The organism is Actinopolymorpha alba DSM 45243 (assembly GCF_000373925.1).
Lineage (GTDB): Bacteria > Actinomycetota > Actinomycetes > Propionibacteriales > Actinopolymorphaceae > Actinopolymorpha > Actinopolymorpha alba.
In genome coordinates this window covers 68,305-85,622 of sequence record NZ_KB892739.1, presented here as the reverse complement: position 1 = coordinate 85,622, position 17,318 = coordinate 68,305, and the positions used below count along the sequence as shown (strand labels likewise).

The 17,318-nt window shown below is 68.7% G+C and carries 14 protein-coding genes; 7 read left to right on the top strand and 7 right to left on the bottom strand.

Annotated features, from left to right (window positions below; translation table 11 throughout):
* Positions 1-4 precede the first annotated feature (4 nt).
* From B141_RS0107520 to B141_RS39425, 3 genes are all read right to left on the bottom strand, one after another.
* Entirely contained in the window at positions 5-808 is an 804-nt protein-coding gene (locus B141_RS0107520; protein WP_020574541.1) for a metal ABC transporter ATP-binding protein, read from the bottom strand.
* Positions 805-1,770: a metal ABC transporter substrate-binding protein gene (locus tag B141_RS0107515; RefSeq protein ID WP_020574540.1), complete on the bottom strand. Its 966-nt coding sequence runs from the start codon at positions 1,768-1,770 to the stop codon at positions 805-807. The genes B141_RS0107520 and B141_RS0107515 overlap by 4 nt, the downstream gene beginning before the upstream one ends.
* Positions 1,771-1,845: 75 nt before the next feature.
* Entirely contained in the window at positions 1,846-2,199 is a 354-nt protein-coding gene (locus B141_RS39425; RefSeq protein ID WP_020574539.1) for a DUF6703 family protein, read from the bottom strand.
* A gap of 147 nt (positions 2,200-2,346) precedes the next feature.
* Here B141_RS39425 and B141_RS0107505 point away from each other — a divergent pair, with 147 nt between their 5' ends.
* The 7 genes from B141_RS0107505 (at position 2,347) to B141_RS0107475 (ending at position 13,265) form a co-directional block, all read left to right on the top strand.
* Positions 2,347-3,741: a glycine--tRNA ligase gene (locus tag B141_RS0107505; RefSeq protein ID WP_202805695.1), complete on the top strand. Its 1,395-nt coding sequence runs from the start codon at positions 2,347-2,349 to the stop codon at positions 3,739-3,741.
* Between the two features lie 36 nt (positions 3,742-3,777).
* On the top strand, positions 3,778-4,542 hold the full coding sequence (locus B141_RS0107500; RefSeq protein ID WP_026256998.1) for a hypothetical protein: 765 nt from the start codon (positions 3,778-3,780) through the stop codon (positions 4,540-4,542).
* A 19-nt stretch (positions 4,543-4,561) separates the two neighbouring features.
* Entirely contained in the window at positions 4,562-5,899 is a 1,338-nt protein-coding gene (gene dusB, locus B141_RS39420; RefSeq protein ID WP_063828574.1) for a tRNA dihydrouridine synthase DusB, read from the top strand.
* Positions 5,900-6,284: 385 nt separating this feature from the next.
* A complete protein-coding gene (locus B141_RS0107490) occupies positions 6,285-7,958 on the top strand; it encodes an alkaline phosphatase D family protein (protein WP_020574536.1) in 1,674 nt (557 codons plus the stop codon).
* A gap of 62 nt (positions 7,959-8,020) precedes the next feature.
* Entirely contained in the window at positions 8,021-8,815 is a 795-nt protein-coding gene (locus B141_RS0107485; RefSeq protein ID WP_020574535.1) for an oxygenase MpaB family protein, read from the top strand.
* Positions 8,816-8,996: 181 nt separating this feature from the next.
* Complete coding sequence (gene ppdK, locus B141_RS0107480; RefSeq protein WP_084678160.1) at positions 8,997-11,696, top strand: pyruvate, phosphate dikinase; 2,700 nt, start codon at positions 8,997-8,999, stop codon at positions 11,694-11,696.
* Positions 11,697-12,254: 558 nt separating this feature from the next.
* Positions 12,255-13,265: an NsdA family TPR-like regulatory protein gene (locus tag B141_RS0107475; RefSeq protein ID WP_237742642.1), complete on the top strand. Its 1,011-nt coding sequence runs from the start codon at positions 12,255-12,257 to the stop codon at positions 13,263-13,265.
* A 6-nt stretch (positions 13,266-13,271) separates the two neighbouring features.
* Here the strand turns inward: B141_RS0107475 and B141_RS39415 are convergent, their stop codons facing one another.
* The 4 genes from B141_RS39415 to B141_RS0107455 form a co-directional block, all read right to left on the bottom strand.
* Positions 13,272-13,991, bottom strand: coding sequence for an esterase/lipase family protein (locus tag B141_RS39415; RefSeq protein ID WP_020574532.1), 720 nt, complete (start codon positions 13,989-13,991; stop codon positions 13,272-13,274).
* A 121-nt stretch (positions 13,992-14,112) separates the two neighbouring features.
* Positions 14,113-16,038, bottom strand: coding sequence for an FtsX-like permease family protein (locus B141_RS0107465; RefSeq protein WP_020574531.1), 1,926 nt, complete (start codon positions 16,036-16,038; stop codon positions 14,113-14,115).
* A complete protein-coding gene (locus B141_RS0107460; RefSeq protein ID WP_020574530.1) occupies positions 16,035-16,718 on the bottom strand; it encodes an ABC transporter ATP-binding protein in 684 nt (227 codons plus the stop codon). The genes B141_RS0107465 and B141_RS0107460 overlap by 4 nt, the downstream gene beginning before the upstream one ends.
* Positions 16,715-17,251 (bottom strand): PadR family transcriptional regulator, encoded by a 537-nt coding sequence (locus B141_RS0107455; RefSeq protein WP_020574529.1) that lies wholly within the window; start codon positions 17,249-17,251, stop codon positions 16,715-16,717. The genes B141_RS0107460 and B141_RS0107455 overlap by 4 nt, the downstream gene beginning before the upstream one ends.
* Between the last annotated feature and the right edge of the window lie 67 nt (positions 17,252-17,318).

Genomic DNA, 17,318 nt, shown 5'->3' with positions numbered 1-17,318 from the left:
GACCTCACCCGATGATTCCGAGAGTGCCGGTGCCGTCGGAGGAGCCAGACGGCGGGGAGTGCGGGTCTGGGTCAGGCCCGCCGAAGAGGGCGAGCACCGACTCCGTGGGAGTTCCGTCGTACGCCACCCGGCCGTGGTCGAGGACGATGGTACGGCGGATCAGCGAGGCGACCGGGCCGAGCTCGTGCGTCACGAGGAGAAGCGTGACGCCCTGGGCCACCAACGCGGAGAGCGTCTTGGTGAGGATCTCCTGGTTGGCCAGGTCCACCCCGGCGAACGGCTCGTCCATGACCAGCAGGTCGGGCTCGCCGGCGAGGGCACGGGCGATCAGGGCGCGGCGTTGCTGCCCGCCCGACAGCGCGGAGATCGGTGCGCGGGCCTTCTCGGTCAGTCCGACGGTCTCGATCGCCTCGGCCACGCTCGCGCGGTCGGCCGCACCCAACCAGGGACGCAGGCCGCCGCGGCGGCGTACCAACCGGCCGGACGCGACCACCTCGGTGACGGTGGCGGGTACCCCACCACCGACGGTGTGCCGCTGCGGGACGTACCCGATCCGGGCCCGGTCGCGGAAGCGTCCCGCCGGGATGCCGAAGAGCTCCAGTGACCCGGCGGTGAGGGGTACGAGGCCGAGGATGGCGCGGATCAGGGTCGACTTACCCGAGCCGTTCGGCCCAAGGAGGGCCACGACGTCGCCGGGCACGATGTCGAGCTCGACCCCGGCGAGGACCCGCTGACCCGCGTAGGCGACCGAGCCGTTACGGATCCGGACGGCCGGCGGTGCGGTGGCGGTGGACAGCTCGGAGGTCACGAGCAGGCTTGGCCTTTCTGGAGGGTCGCGAGATTGGCTCGCATGATGCTCAGGTAGTCGCTGCCGGCGGACTTGTCGGACAGGCCCTCGATCGGGTCGAGGACCGCGACCTTCACGCCGGTCTCCTTCGCGAGCGTGTTGGCGATCGTCGGGCTCACCAGCGTCTCGTAATAGATGGTATTGACCCGGTGTTCGCGGACGAACGTCGCGATCCGGCCGAGTTGCGCGGGCGAGGGTTCCTGCTCGGGGGAGAGGCCGGCGATGCCCACCTCGTGGAAGTCGTAGCGGGCCGCGAGATAACCGAACGCCTCATGGTTGGTGACGAGTTCGCGGTTCTGGCAGGTGGCGAGGCCCGTCCTGAACTCCTTGTCGAGACCCTCGAGTTGGGTACGCAGTTTGGTCGCGTTCGCTTTGTACGTCTCGGCATGCTCGGGATCGATACTGGCGAGCCGTTGGGCGATGGCGTCACCGACCTTGGCCAGGCGCAGCGGATCGAGCCAGAAGTGCGGGTTCGTCTGTTCGCCCGACGTCTGCGACTCCGGGTGCTCGTGTCCGTGCTCGTCCCCGTGACCGGCGGCTGTCAGGCTGAGGTTGGCAGACCCGGACACCTCGAGGCTGTGGTCAGCGCCGGCCTGCGCGACGGCGTCGTCGACGGCCGGTTGGAAGCCCTTGAGATAGATGACAAGGCTGGCTTGCTCCACCTCCGCGACGTTCTTGGGGGTGAGTTCGAGGTCGTGGGGCTCGCCGCCGGGTTTGGTGAGGTTGGTGACCGTCGCGCGGTCTCCGGCGACCTTCTCGGCCGCGAACCGCAGGGGATAGAAGGCGGCTACCACGTCGAGCTTGCCGGACTGGGCGGCCGAACGCTCGGCGGAGCCGCCGGAACCACAGGAGGCCAGGAGCACCGCTCCCGCGCAGATTCCGGTGACGGCGAGCAGGGTGGAGCGGCGAAGGGGCAGGAACATGAGAATCATTGTCAACTTCGCCGCAACGGGCTGTCAATGGGAGCCCAGGTGGTATGGCGGTACGTGGTGAGGCGGCTACTCAAAGACCCGAAGAAGCAGGGCGGCGACGCCGAGTCCGACCGCGACCAGCCTGACCACCCGGCGGCTGCGGTCACCCTGTGGCCAGGCGAGGTAGCTCAGCCACGCCATGATCGCGACGACCACACCAAGGCAGATCGGGCCGTATGGCCGCGGAGCCAGCAGGCCCGCGACAAGGAACGCCGCCAGCCCTCCGGTCACGAGCCACCTGGGCAGGGCGTGCAGGCGTACCAGCAGCGGGTAGCTCACGCGTTCGACCGAACGCCGGAACCCGGTGGCCGGCGGTTGCGCGGCGCTGGATCCGGGCGTGCGGGCGGCGCGGGACTGCTTTGCCCTCGGACGGTTTGGCACAGCCCTCCTCGGTGAGAATGATGTGGCCTGCCGGGCGTGCGCCCCAGCCACCTCTGATCCTCTCCCACGGCGTCTTCGTAGGTAAGAGCAGGTCGACACCGATCCCGGTACCCTGTTCGTTCCCGTCTCTCGCCGACACCCAGCCGGATGGAGCGAGCCGTGCCCGCTGACCGCATCGACAGACTCGTCAACCTCTGCAAACGTCGTGGTTTCGTCTACCCCTGTGGGGAGATCTACGGCGGCACCCGCTCTGCCTGGGACTACGGCCCGCTCGGTGTCGAGCTGAAGGAAAACCTGAAGCGGCAGTGGTGGCGGGCGATGGTGCGGACCCGCGAGGACGTTGTCGGCCTTGACTCCTCGGTCATCCTTCCCCGTGCGGTGTGGGAGGCGTCGGGGCACGTGGAGGCGTTCGTCGACCCGCTCACCGAGTGCCAGAGCTGCCATCGACGGTTCCGTGCCGACCACCTGGAGGAGGCGTTCGTCGCGCGCCACGGTCGCGCGCCGGCGGCCGATCTCGGTGACCTCTCCTGCCCTAACTGCGGGACGAAGGGTTCTTTCACTGAGCCGCGGATGTTCAACGGCCTGCTCAAGACCCACCTTGGTCCGGTCGAGAGCGCCGACGGCCTGCACTACCTTCGGCCGGAGACCGCGCAGGGCATCTTCGTCAACTTCGCCAACGTCATGGCGTCTGCCCGCCGCAAGCCGCCGTTCGGGATCGCGCAGGTGGGCAAGAGCTTCCGCAACGAGATCACGCCCGGCAACTTCATCTTCCGCACCCGGGAGTTCGAGCAGATGGAGATGGAGTTCTTCGTCGCGCCAGGCACGGATGAGGAGTGGCACGACTACTGGCTCCAGCAGCGCTGGAGCTGGTATCTCGATCTCGGGATCACCGAGTCCAACCTGCGGTTCTACGAACACCCGAAAGAGAAGCTCTCCCACTACTCCAAGCGCACCGTCGACATCGAGTACCGCTTCGAGTTCGGCGGCAAGGAGTTCGACGAGCTCGAGGGCATCGCCAACCGCACCGACTTCGACCTGACGACGCACGGCAGGAACGCCGGCGTGGACCTCTCCTACTACGACCAGGAGAAGGGCGAGCGCTGGATGCCGTACGTCATCGAGCCCGCCGCCGGGGTGGGTCGTTCGATGGTGGCGTTCCTGCTCGACGCCTACACCGAGGATGAGGCGCCCAACGCCAAGGGCACGCTCGAGAAGCGCACTGTGCTGCGACTCGACCGACGGCTCGCGCCGGTGAAAGCCGCCGTTCTGCCGCTGTCCCGTAACGCTGAGTTGTCGCCCAAGGCCCGAGACCTGGCCGCGCGGCTGCGGAATTCATGGAATGTGGAGTTCGACGATGCGGGCGCGATCGGGCGAAGGTACCGTCGTCAGGACGAAATTGGCACACCATACTGTGTGACGGTTGACTTCGAGACGCTGGAGGACGGCTGCGTGACAGTGCGTGAGCGCGACACGATGGCGCAGGAGCGCGTTGCCCTTGACCGGGTCGAGGGATACCTCGCCGAACGCCTTATCGGCTGCTGATCTCCTGGACTCCCTGCCATGTCGCAACGATCAAAGATGCTCGGACGAAGCAAAACCCTCCGCCTGCTCGGCGCCGGTCTGGCCGCGCTGTGCGCACTCGTGACGGCGTCCTGTGGCCGGTTGGATCCGACCGCGGGCGTCGGTCCGTCGGTGCACCCGCCCACGCCACAGCCCAGCGCCTCCCGTCACAAGGGCGATATCTCTCCGCGCCGGGTCGCGCATCCCACCTCCAGCCAGACGGCGACGACTCGGACGCCGACGGCAACTCCCACGCCGACGGTCACGTTGACGCCGTTGCCGCAGCCGGCCGAGACCTACGCGGCGCCCAAGATGCCGGCGCCACCGAAGGACTCCGAGCCTGAGCTGGTCCGGATCCGCTACGCCCTCAAGAAGATCGTCTGGAGCGCCGTGGGCGAGGTCAACGAGGACAAAACCTCGTCCAGTTGCACGCGGTCCAACAACGACCTGGTCCGGATCGGCGACTACGACTTCACCTGTGACGTGAAGTTCAAGGGCGTACGCACCCGGTTCAAGGTCACCGCCGAGGTGAAGACGTCGAAGGTCGACTGGCGCTGGTCGGCCGCGGAGCTCCCGGTCTCCGAAAGCAAGGCCGTCTACGAAGTCACCCGCCAGGCGTTCAAGCCGGCCCGGGCGACCTGCGACCTCGTGGATCTCGAGCTGGTCAAGGTCGGCACGCAGACCGGGATCACCTGCTGGGTGACCGACATCTACAACGAACGCCTGGCCTACCGCGGCAAGCTCCTGACCGACGGCGCGATCGCGTTCCGCCCCGACTCCTGAGCCGGTACCCGATCCTGATATGACCGTTGTCGTGGCCCTGCCCCGCCCGTCCGCGAGCCTCCAGCTCGGCAGCCTGACCGTGGACCCTCCGGTCGTCCTGGCGCCGATGGCGGGCGTGACGAACGCGGCGTTTAGGACCTTGTGCCGGGAGCAAGGAGCGGCTCGGGGAGCGAGTGAGCGGAGTGGCCCGCGAGGTACGAGCGGTCTGGGGAGCGAACGAGGAGCCGAACGCGACCATGAGCAGGGAGCGGCTCGGGGAGCGAGTGAGCGGAGTGGCCCGCGAGGTACGAGCGGTCTGGGGAGCGAACGAGGAGCCGAACGCGACCCTAAGCAGGGGTCGGGGTTGTACGTCTGCGAGATGATCACCTCGCGCGGCCTGGTCGAGAAGGACGAGACGACCCAGCGGATGCTCGTCTTCGATCCGGGCGAGGCGGTGCGTTCGGTGCAGTTGTACGGCGTGGATCCGGTGTACGTCGGTGAGGCGACCCGCATTCTCTGCGGCGAGTACGGCGTGGCTCACGTGGACCTCAACTTCGGCTGCCCCGTCCCGAAGGTGACCCGGCGCGGCGGTGGGGCCGTCCTGCCGTGGAAGCGCGCACTGCTCGACGCGATCCTGCGTTCGGCGGTCAGCGCGGCGGAGCCCTACGGCGTACCCGTCACCATGAAGACCCGCAAGGGGATCGACGACGACCATCTGACCTTCCTCGAGGCCGGGCGGATCGCGGAGGACGCCGGGTGCGCCGCGATCGCGCTCCATGCCCGAACGGCCGCCCAGCACTACAGCGGCGTCGCTGACTGGCCCGCCATCGCCGAACTCGCTGCCCACGTCGGCATTCCCGTCCTCGGCAACGGCGACATCTGGGAGGCCGCGGACGCCGTCCGGATGGTGCGCGAGACCGGGTGCGCCGGCGTCGTCGTCGGGCGGGGCTGTCTTGGCCGGCCGTGGTTGTTCCGGGATCTGGCCGCGGCGTTCGGCGAGGTCGCGGACCCGCCGCCCCTGCCCACACTCGGCGAGGTGGCGGCGATGATGCGGCGGCACGTCGAACTCCTCGCGGGTTACATCGGGGAGGACCGCGGCTGCCGGGAGTTCCGCAAGCATGTCGCGTGGTATCTCAAGGGGTTCGCGGTGGGTTCCCGTACCCGCGCCGCGCTCGCTCTGGTGTCGACCCTCGCTGAGCTCGACGAGCTCCTTGCCGAGCTGGACGCCGGCCAGCCGTTCCCGGTGGGCGAGCTCGGCCAGCCGCGCGGGCGGCAGGGAAGCCCGCGGCACGTGACGATGCCGGCGGGCTGGCTGGATGACCGTGACGGTCTGGGGCAGGACCTCGCGGCGGCGGAGCTTGGGGTCTCAGGCGGCTGACTCTGCCGTCCGTGGCGGCAGCCACTCTCGAATCCAACCAAGATCATTTCGGGGAAGTGGCCCACGTTTCGCGTGACGCGTGGGCCACTTCCCCGAAATGATCATGAACTGGCCGCAAGTCGTCCGGTGCGTGAGATATCTCCGGGCGCACCACCCGCACGTGTGAACCGAGCCGCGGACCGCTGCGGCGGCCGGGAGTGGCCATCTGTCGAAGCGTCGAAAAATCCGGGCATATGCCGCAGAAGATGATCTTCTGCCGGCAGGTTCTGGCGAGGACGTCTATTGGTCATCTTCACGTCGCCAATGACTTACAGAATCGCCATGTCCACGGTGGGAAACCGCCCGATGCTGGGCTCTCCTGAGCCCACCATCCGGAGGTGCCCACGTGCCCCAGATTTCCTCTCCCGACGGCCTTGGACGGCGTACGTTCCTCGTCGGCGGCCTAGCGGCCGGATCGCTCCTCGCGATGCCGCACGCGGCAGACGCGGCGGCCCCGACCGTGTTCCGCACGGACCCGTTCACGCTCGGGGTCGCGTCTGGTGACCCGAGTCCGGACGGCTTCGTCATCTGGACCCGGCTGGCCACCAACCCGCTCGCCGAGGATGGTCTCGGCGGCATGCCCAGCACGTCCGCGCAGGTGAACTGGCAGGTCGCGAAGGACGAACGTTTCGACGAGGTCGTCCGGGCCGGTTCGGTCACGGCCGTACCGGACTCCGCGCACAGCATCCACGTGGAGCTCGCCGGCCTCGCACCGGGACGGGAGTACTGGTACCGCTTCCGGGTCGGCAAGTACCTCTCCCCGGCCGGCCGCGCCGTCACCGCCCCGGCGTACTCCAGCCTGGTGTCCTCGCTGGCCATGGCCTTCGTGTCCTGCTCGCAGTTCGAGCACGGACTCTTCACCGCGTACCGGCGACTTGCCGAGGACGAGCCGGACCTGGTGCTGCACCTTGGCGACTATCAGTACGAATACAAGGCTGGCGGCTATGTCGCACCCGGCGGCAACGTCCGCCACCACGACGGCCCGGAGACGGTGACCCTGGCCAACTACCGGCAGCGGCACGCGCAGTACAAAGCTGACCCCGACCTGCAGGCCGCGCACGCCGCCGCTCCATGGCTCGTCGTCTGGGACGACCACGAGGTCGACAACAACTGGGCCGACGAGATGCCGGAGAAGGCGGCCGAGGCTCCGACGTTCCTCGCTCGCCGGGCCGCGGCGTTCCAGGCCTACTACGAGAACATGCCGCTGCGCCGCACCTCCATCCCGCGGGGCATCGACATGCAGCTCTACCGCCGGATCCGGTGGGGCCAGCTCGCGACGTTCCACATGCTCGACACCCGGCAGTACCGCGACGACCAGGGCTGTGGGGACGGCTACCGGGACTGCCCGGCGGCGGTCGACCCGGCGCGGTCGATCACCGGCCGGCCGCAGGAGGAATGGCTGGTCGACGGGTTCCACCGCTCGGAGGCCCGCTGGGATGTGATTGGCCAGCAGGTGTTCTTCGCCCAGCGTGACAACAACGCCGGGCCCGCGAAGGTCACCAGCCAGGACGCCTGGGACGGGTACGTCGCGTCGCGCCAGCGGATCACGCAAGGCTGGGTTGACGCGGGCGTGCGTAACCCGGTCGTGCTCACCGGCGACGTGCACGCGCACTGGGCCAGCGAACTCAAGCTCGACTACGACGACCCGACCTCGCGCAGTGTCGGGACCGAGCTTGTCTGCAGCTCGATCTCGACCGGCGGGAACGGCGCGGACTCCAACCCGACGACCCATCCGTTCCTGACGATCAACCCGCACCTGAAGTTCTACAACAACCTGCGGGGCTACGTCCGGACGACGATCACGCCGGGGGAGATGCGGGCCGACTTCCGTTGCCTGCCGTACGTCAAGGAGGCCGGCGCGGAGGTGTTCACCCGGCGTTCGTACGTGATCGAGGACGGGGTGCCGGCGCTGAACCAGGTGTACGACCGACCGCCGGCGGCGGCACTGGCGCGCAGGGCCGAGACCGACCCGGAGAAGATCATCGCCGAGACCGTGGCGTGGGAGACCGAACGCCCGTAGGGATCGAACGTTCCTGAGGACTGTACGCCTCCGAGGGCGAGCCGGACGGTACCGTCGTTGGTGTGGGCCATGGAAACGCTCGCACCGACGACGGGCTGTTCGGACCCGGCTCGGTCACCTGGCGGGTGCACGCCGAGCACATCATGTGGGTGGCCGGCATCCGCGCGCTCTATCTGCAGTCCCTGCATCCGCGGGTCATGCGCGGGACATTCCAGAACTCCGTGCTCTTCGATCGCAAGAAGGCCTGGGCGAGGTTCCTGCGGACCGCCGACTTCGTGGCCGTGCGGACCTACGGCACGACGGCAGAGGTCGAACGCGCGGCCAGCCGGGTACGCGCGATCCATGCGTCTCTCACCGGTTACGACCCTGACACCGACACGGTGTTCCGGCTCGACGAACCCGAACACCTTCTCTGGGTGCACTGCGGCGAGATCGACTCCTACGTCAACATCTCCTTGCGCTCGGGCCTTCTGAATGCCCAGGAGGCGGATGAGTACGTCGCGGAGAGCCGGCGGGCCGCGGAGGTAATCGGCATTCATTATGCGGACGCGCCGGCAACCTGTGCGGAGCTCGCGGACTATTTCGCGATGATGCGGCCGAAACTGTACGCCTGCATCGAAGCCCGGCGCGGGTTGCTGAATTCCTTCAATCCGCCCCTGCCCGTGCGGTTGGCCCCGCTTCGCCTGGCCGTGCCGTCGATCAACGTCCTGGCGTTCGCTTCGCTGCCCCGCTGGGCGCGGCGGATGTACGGCGTACTCACGGTTCCGACCACAGACCTTGCCGTCAGCCTCAGCCTGCGTACGCTCCGGCAGGCGACCATGGTGTTGCCGCGTCCGGCGATTCCCGCTCAAGCCTGACAACCCATCCGTCGGTCCCGGTCGGGTCACGGCGTCGGCGGTCGGGAAGTCGACAGCCACCACCGGCCTGGGCATTACTGTCGAAGCAGGGTAGTGCGGTGGGGGCGGGCCCGGACGGGCGAAGCCCGTGAGGGGCTGGATCCACACTGTCGCGCGGGCAGCGAAGGGGGTTGCCGTGCCGATGTTCAGCTATGACTTTTCCCAAGGCAACAAGGACATGCGCGACCTTCTCGGCGGTAAGGGTGCCAACCTCGCCGAGATGACGAACCTGGGACTCCCCGTGCCGCCCGGCTTCACGATCACCACGAAAGCCTGCCAGGTCTATCTCGAGACCGGAAAGGAACCTCCGGGGCTCACCGACGAGGTCACGGCCCACCTGGCCACGATCGAGCGGGCGCGCGGCAAGACGCTCGGCGATCCAGCCGATCCGCTGCTGGTGTCCGTCCGGTCGGGCGCGAAGTTCTCCATGCCGGGGATGATGGACACGGTGCTCAACATCGGGCTCACCGACGATTCCGTGCATGGCCTCGCCGCGCAGGCGAATGACGAAAGGTTCGCCTGGGATTCCTACCGCCGGCTTCTCCAGATGTTCGGGAAAACCGTTCTCGGTATTGACGGTGAACGGTTCGAGTCCGCGCTGGAGGACGCCAAACAGGCCCGGAACGCCGAACACGATGTCGACCTCGACGCCGAAGACCTCCGCGATCTCGTGGCTGCGTACAAACGCATTGTCCAGGAGGAGACCGGGAAGGAGTTCCCGCAGGATCCCCGCGAGCAACTCGACGCCGCGATTCGCGCCGTCTTCGAAAGCTGGAACGCACCCCGCGCGGTCACCTATCGCCGCCAGGAACGAATTCCGGGCGATCTTGGTACGGCGGTCAACGTGGTCGCGATGGTTTTCGGAAACCTGGGTGCGGGTTCGGGTACCGGCGTGGCGTTCACCCGGGATCCGGCCTCCGGCGCACGAGGAATCTATGGCGACTACCTTTCCAACGCCCAGGGGGAGGACGTGGTCGCGGGAATTCGCAACACTGTGCCGTTGACCGAACTCGCGCGCCTGGACCAGACGAGCTACCACCAACTCCTCGACATCATGGCCACGCTGGAAGGCCACTACCGCGATCTGTGCGACATCGAGTTCACCATCGAACGCGGGAAGCTGTGGATGCTGCAGACCCGGGTCGGCAAGCGCACGGCGGCCGCGGCGTTCCGGATCGCCACGCAGCTGGTCGACGAAGGGCTGATCGACGAGGACGAGGCGCTGCGCCGGGTGGATGGGCACCAGCTGGCGCAGCTGATGTTCCCGCGCTTTGATGACCGCGGCCGCCGGCGCCGGATCAGTCGGGGCATGAACGCCTCACCCGGCGCTGCCGTGGGGCGTGCCGTCTTCGACAACGCGACCGCGGTGGAGTGGGCCCGGTCGGGCGAGTCGGTGATCCTGGTCCGCCGGGAGACCAACCCTGATGACCTGGAAGGCATGATCGCCGCGCGCGGGATCCTGACCAGCCGGGGCGGCAAGACCTCGCACGCGGCGGTGGTCGCGCGCGGCATGGGCAAGACCTGCGTGTGCGGCGCGGAGGAGCTGGACGTCGACACGGTGGGCCGGAGGTTCACCGGACCTGGTGGGGTGGAGGTCCACGAGGGTGACGTGATCTCCATCGACGGCACGTCCGGCGAGGTGTTCCTCGGCGAGGTACCCGTCGTCGACTCACCGGTCGTGAGGTACTTCGAAGGCGACCTCGACCCGCGGGCGGCCGACGCTGACGAACTCGTCCGCGCCGTTGACCGGATCATGCGCCTGGCCGACGCGCGCCGCCGGCTCGACGTCCGGGCGAACGCCGACAGCCCCGCCGACGCGACCCGGGCCCGGTCGATGGGCGCCCACGGGATCGGCCTGTGTCGTACCGAGCACATGTTCCTCGGCGAGCGGCGTACCCACGTCGAGCGGTTGATCCTCGCCGAGGGCGACGAGGAGCGGGAGAAGGCACTCGCCGCCCTGCTGCCGCCGCAGCGGGACGACTTCATCGGGATCTTCGCGGCGATGGACGGGATGCCCGTCACGGTACGGCTGCTCGACCCGCCGCTGCACGAGTTCCTGCCCGACCTGACCGAGCTGTCGGTGCGGGTCGCTGTTGCCCGGGAGCGCGGCGAGGTGGACCCCGACGACGTTCGCCTTCTACGGGCCGTACGCCGGCTGCACGAGGAGAACCCCATGCTGGGCCTGCGTGGGGTACGGCTCGGCCTGCTCGTACCCGGACTCTTCACCATGCAGGTCAGGGCGATCGCGGAGGCGGCGGTGGCCCGGATCGAGGCCGGCGGCGATCCCCGGGTCGAGGTCATGATCCCGCTGGTCGGGGCCGTGCAGGAGCTGGAGCTCATCCGCGACGAGGCGCGGGCCGCGATCGACGACGTACAGGAACGCGCCGGGGTCGCTCTGTCGATCCCGGTCGGGACGATGATCGAGCTTCCGCGCGCCGCGTTGACCGCGGGCCGGATCGCGCGAGCCGCGGAGTTCTTCTCGTTCGGCACCAACGACCTCACCCAGACGGCCTGGGGCTTCTCCCGTGACGACGTGGAGGGTGCGTTCTTCTCGGCGTACCTCGAGAAGGGCATCTTCGGTGTTTCGCCGTTCGAGTCGCTCGACGCGGAGGGCGTCGGCCGCCTGGTGCGGATCGCGTGCGAGGAGGGCCGGGCAGCCCGACCAGACCTCAAGGTCGGTGTGTGCGGTGAGCATGGCGGCGACCCGGCGTCGGTGCACTTCTTCCACGAGGTTGGACTCGACTACGTCTCCTGCTCGCCGTTCCGGGTACCGGTCGCGCGGGTGGAGGCGGGCCGGGCCGCGGTCCTCGCCAGCGCCGACGCGGGGGACGAGAGCCGCTGAACGCAGGCCGCACGGCGTAGCGGCCGGTGTGCGCGCGCCCTGACCGGCAGGTGAGGCGCGGCGGCCTGGCAGGAGTGGGGTCGGGGCATCCAGACCGCCGCGCGTCACCCTTCGAGGATTCGGCACCGCAGGGCTTGGCGGAAGGGAGCCTGCCGGGGAGACCAGCCGGGATGACTGTGGGAGATTTTTCTCCCTTTCTGGATGTTCCGTCCGAATCTCCTTTAGTGAATTATGGGTTCTATCCGTTTTAGACGGGGGTGTGGCGGATTGCTACCGAACAGTAGGTTACGGACCGCCCGCGAACGAATGGCGTCGCGGGAATCGCCGGGCGATTTTGTGTCCAGGCAGGAGCTCGCCGACCTGGTCAACGCTTATTTGTTCCGACATACGAGACGGGAGTTTGGGCTTGACGCCAACTACGTCGGAAAGCTCGAAAGGGGAGTGATTCGCTGGCCGCACAGGGTCTATCGAGATGCCTTTCGGGCCGTCCTCGGGTGTGCCACTGATCGCGATCTTGGATTCGTCAATCCGCGCCGGGTCGCGGCTACGGTGACCGACGTGAATCGCCAGGAATTTCTACGGGCCGCCCTTCTCGGGGCGGGGAGTCTCGTCACCCCGGCGGCCTTCCAACTTCTTACGTCCACCGAGCCGACACCAGTGCCGGATCGGGTAGGTACACACGAGATCGCGCATGTCCGTGCGGTCGCACGGTTGTTCAGCGGCTGGGACCACACCTACGGCGGTGGGTTCGTCCGCGAGGCGGTCCTCGCGCAGCTGCGGTGGTCCGCGCAGCTTCTCGACGCCCATGCCGCCCAAGACGTACGTGTCGAACTCCACGAGGCGGTCGGCCACCTCGGCAACGTCACGGCCTTCATGGCCTTTGACGCGTACGCCTTCGCCGATGCCGAACGCATCTTCAAGTTCGCGCTGGCCTGCGCCGAGGGGGCAGGCAACTGGCACTTGCGGGCCAAGGTGCTTTCGTCCATGGCCCGGCAGGCGATCTGGCGTGGGCAGTGCGACATCGGGCTCGCCTTCATCGAACTGGCCCTGATCCGCACCGACCGGATTACCGCCACCGAACACGCGATGTTGCTCACCGCGCGGGCCAGGGCGCTCGCCAAGCTCGGGCGTACCCAGGAGGCTCTCCGGGTGGTGGGCGCGGCCGACGAGGCCTTCAGCCGCAGTAACCCCGCCGAGGATCCACCGTGGATGGCCTACTACGACAGCGCTCAGCACGCCGGTGACACCGGGCACGCGTTGTTCGACCTGAGCGTGCGGGGCTACCCCACGGAGGCCGGCCGGCGGTTGGCCGCTGCGGTCGAGGGCCACTCGGCGCCGTTCGCTCGCTCACGGGCCATTTCCCAGACCAAGCTCGCCTCGCTCACCATGGCGACCGACGACCCGCGGGAGGCGGCGGCGATCGGACACCAGGCGCTTGACTCCGCCGGGCACCTGCGTTCCCGCCGGGCCGCCGACGACCTGCGCGAGCTGCGCCGTTATGCCACGACGCACCGCGACCTCCCGGAGGTGGCCGACCTTCACCGCCGCATCACCGACCTCGTTGGATAAGGGTCGTCAGCGCGGCGGCAAGGTGACGAACGTCCCCGGGCACCGCCCCTCGACAGCGCTCAACGCCGCCTCGAAGAACGCCCCCGAGGCAGGCTCGAGGTCGTGGACGACACCGGGAATCTCGTGGAAGCAGGCCCCTCCGTCGAGGAGATACGTGTCGGGGGAGTCGAGGCTGCTGCGCATCGTGGTGTACGCGACGTCGCCCGGGGTGTCGTCCCCGGCGTTGAGGTCCGCGAGGAACCCGCTGCTCGGGCACATCTGCTTCCCCAGATCGTCGAGGAGCAGGAGGCAGGCTGGCGCGAAGCCGTACTGCGGCGTACCAAACGCCACGTAGCTTCGGACGTGGGCGGTGCCGCCGAGCCGCTTGAGGTAGTAACGCGTCGAGAGCCCACCCATGCTGTGACTGACGAGGCTGACCTTGCTGGCCCCGGTCGTCGTACGTAGGTGGTCGACGAGCCGGGCGATGGCGTGGGCGTTCTCGATGTTGTTGGCTCCGGGTAGGTCCAGGGTGTACGCCGGATAGCCGGCATCCTCGAACGACCGCTTCATCACCGCCATGTTGATGCTGGTGGCGAGGAAACCGTGGACGAGGATCACCGGTTCGCGCGCGGTCCCGCTTCCGGTGGTAGTGGGAGCGGTGGTGGCGGTGGCGGTGGGTGCCGCGCTGAGGGTGAGAACCAGCGCGAGCCCCATGGTCGCGACTGTGAGCAGCCTGCGTCGCATCATGATGATCTTCCTTCCCCCGATCTTGAGATCTGACGCTACGGGGATGCTGCGTACGCGACCTCGGCCCCCGGGTTGATCTTGTGTCCTCCCTCCGGCGTATCTTTCGGATGATCTGGTGCGGCTACTCCCGGCGGAGCAAGTCCGGCTTGACGCCCCGTCCGATCGCGGGAACGCTGGCCGCGGCAACGAGCAGGGCGGCGGTCATCGCGGCCGCGACGACTGCAAGGACCGATTGCCAGGGTGCGTCATCTCGCAGCGAGCCGAAGGCGAGGTAGCCGCTTCCGGCGAGCATCCCGAGCCCGCCCGCGAGCGGGATCCCGAGCCCGAGTGGGATCAGCGCCTGGAGGAGTTGGCTGCGGCGGGCGAGTTTCGCGGGAGCGCCCAGCACGTGGAGGCTCGCGACCTGGCGGCGGCGCTCAACCGCCCGGTCGATCGCGGTGATCCCGAACGACGTGAGACCCACCAGCACGATCACAGCTGTGACCGCCCAGAGGATGCTCAGGTATCCGCCGACCTGTTCGAGCGTGGCGTAGTCGGCCATATCGTAGGCGAACGTCGTTGGGGCGAGCCGCTCGATCGCGCCGATCACGGCGTCATGTGCCTTCTTCCCCGGCTCGGCGTACACCACCCACGTACGATGCGCCGGGTCGGCCAGAGCCGCGGCCCCGGGAAAATCGCGTGGTACGAAGAGGCCGAGGACGCGAGCGTCGCTCCACGTCACGTCGGTCGACGACGTGATGCGCGCCGACGGGGCAGGGATCTCCACCGCCTGAGAGGTCACCTCCCGCGCGATCGTCAGCGGCGTCCCCGGCGCGATGCGGCTAGGGCTGGTGTCCCTGTCGTCCGGGTGGGAGATCCAGGCCACCCTGTCGTCGCGGCATCCCTTCACAGGAAGGAGTTGCGCGAGCTCGGCGCAGGTTCCGACGTACACCGTGCCGCACAGAGACCGTGGACCGTCGCAGCGGGTGGTCACGATGTTCGCAGGAACGACCTTGCGGACGAAGGGCTCCTCGCCCAGCGGGCGCAGGTCGGTGCCGGCCTGCGGGCTGCTCGGATCCGCGTGCAGGGAGATCACCTGTGGACCGGTGTACGCGGCGCGATAAGCCTCAAGGTACTGCGGTGTGCGCTCCCACGCGGTGATGACGCAGCGAGCACCGGTGACGAGAAAGAGGGTGAGAAGGAGCCCGGCGACGATCCGGGTGGTGGCGGAGGGTTCGACCTGCAGCCGGCGGGCGGCGACAAGGACCGCTTGACGCTGGGCCACCCGAGCGAGCAGGTCGGCGGCAGTACGCACCAGGACGGGCACGGCGAGCGGGAGCCCCACGCCCGCGAGGATCGCGCCGACGAGGAACGGCCAGAACTCAGACCAGCCGAGGGACGCCTCAGGATCCTGCGGAAGCGTGAACATCCAGGCCATCCCGGCCGCACCCGCGAGGACGGGCAGGAGCCGCAGCAGGCTGGGCCGCCGGGCGCCCGCACCCCGACGGACCGCCAGCGGGCGGGCGGTCACCGCACGGGTCGGTGCGAGGGCGACGACAACGGCGAGCAGAGGTACGCCGACGACGACCGCGCCGAGCTGCCACCAGGGCGGTAGGAAGTCGGCCACCTGCCACTGCCGGTCAGCGATGGTCACCCGCTCAACCAGCGGTCGTAGCCCGAAGCAGAGCGCACAGCCGAGCGCGGCTCCGACGAGGGCGAGCGCGCTCGCTTCGGTGGCCGCCACCGTTCGGGTCCTGGTGGGGGACAGGCCGAGGAGCCGGAGCGCGGCCAGCCGGCGGTCGCGTACGGAGGCGGACAGGCGAGTGATCGAGGCGAGCAGGGTGAGCACCGGCATCCCCAGGACCGCCAGCACAGTCGCGAGCAGGATCTGGTGGTCGCGGTCGAGTTCGCCGCCGGTCCGGCGGCTCTCGGCGTGGACGACCGCGAGGGCGGTCACGAACACCAAAGTGCCAAGGGCTGCCGCGCCGACCGTGAGGCCGGCGCGGAGGCGTTCGGTGCGACCGGTGCCGGCGGCCAGTCGTAGTCCCAGGTGGATCGCCGGCGTCACGCGATCACCTCCGCAGTCGTGCGGCCATCCCTGATGACGATCTCGCGGTCGGCGTGCGCGGCGACCCGATGGTCGTGGGTGACGATGATGATGCTGCTGCCGTGGTCACGGGCGAGTTGGACGAGAGTGGTGAGGACGATCTCGCCGGTCACGCTGTCGAGGGCTCCGGTGGGTTCGTCGGCGAAGACGACGCCCGGCCGGTGGACGAGCGCGCGGGCGACGGCGGCGCGCTGCGCCTGACCGCCCGAAACCTCCGCTGCGCGCCGGCTGGCGACCTCGACCAACTCCAGCCGGTCGAGAAGGTCGTCGGCGCGCTGGAAGTCCGCGCGCGGGGCACGGAGGAGGCGCAGGGGAAGAAGGATGTTCTCGCGCAGCGTGAGCTCGGGAACCAGATCGCCGAACTGGAAGACGAACCCGAATCGCTCCAGCCGGATCGCACTCCGGCGGCGTTCCGGCAACGTGTCGAGCCGGCGACCTTCCCACCACACCTCGCCGTGATCGGGCCGGAGAACGCCGGCAAGGCAGTGCAGCAAGGTCGACTTGCCTGAGCCCGAGGGGCCCATCAGGGCAACGATCTCGCCCCGTTCGACCGCCACGGAGGCGCCGTCGAGCGCGGGAGTGCTGCCGAACGCGAGCCGCAGGTCGTCGGCGCGCAGCAGCGCGCGCGGATCCTCGGTCATGGCCGATTCCCCTTGTTCTTGGCGCGATCCCGGTGCTCGAGCCGCTCGCTGGCTTCCTCGATCCAGCGCAGGTCGGCGTCGAGATGAGCGATCTCGTAGTCGACGGCGAGGCGGTCGATGTCGTCGGCGCGGGTGCGGGCCTTGGTGAGTTCCCGCATCCGGGCCAGGTGCACGCCGCGCTGGGCGTCAAGGACCTCCCGCGGCGGTCGACCAGAAAGCAACGCCAAGGTGGTCTTGACGAAGAGCGTGCTCTGGGCGAACGCCGTGGCCGGCTCCGGTGTGCGGATCCAGGTGTCGAGTTCTGCCACGCCCTCGGTGGTGATCGCGTAGCGGCGGCGTTCGGGGCCTTCGCCGGTCTCGACGCCGACCACCTCCGCGTATCCGTCGCGTTCGAGCCGACCGAGGGTGGCGTAGACCTGGCCGAAGGCCAGCGTCTTGGTGCGGGCGAACAGTTCGTCGTAGCGGTGTTTGAGCGTGTAGCCGTACGACGGCTCGTTCTCGAGCAACCCGAGCAAGGTACGGGAGATCGACATGGCGAGGACTATACGCCGGGTGAATAGTCGTCTGGTGTGAATTGACGAAAAAGCGGCGGCCGGACCA

Excerpts from the sequence above, each read along its gene's own strand:
- B141_RS0107505 (WP_202805695.1), top strand. The coding sequence starts at position 2,347 with ATGGAGCGAGCCGTGCCCGCTGACCGCATCGACAGACTCGTCAACCTC.
- dusB (WP_063828574.1), top strand. The coding sequence starts at position 4,562 with ATGACCGTTGTCGTGGCCCTGCCCCGCCCGTCCGCGAGCCTCCAGCTC.
- B141_RS0107460 (WP_020574530.1), bottom strand. The coding sequence starts at position 16,718 with ATGACCGAGGATCCGCGCGCGCTGCTGCGCGCCGACGACCTGCGGCTC.
- B141_RS39415 (WP_020574532.1), bottom strand. The coding sequence starts at position 13,991 with ATGATGCGACGCAGGCTGCTCACAGTCGCGACCATGGGGCTCGCGCTG.
- B141_RS0107515 (WP_020574540.1), bottom strand. The coding sequence starts at position 1,770 with ATGTTCCTGCCCCTTCGCCGCTCCACCCTGCTCGCCGTCACCGGAATC.
- B141_RS0107500 (WP_026256998.1), top strand. The coding sequence starts at position 3,778 with ATGCTCGGACGAAGCAAAACCCTCCGCCTGCTCGGCGCCGGTCTGGCC.
- B141_RS0107455 (WP_020574529.1), bottom strand. The coding sequence starts at position 17,251 with ATGTCGATCTCCCGTACCTTGCTCGGGTTGCTCGAGAACGAGCCGTCG.
- ppdK (WP_084678160.1), top strand. The coding sequence starts at position 8,997 with ATGTTCAGCTATGACTTTTCCCAAGGCAACAAGGACATGCGCGACCTT.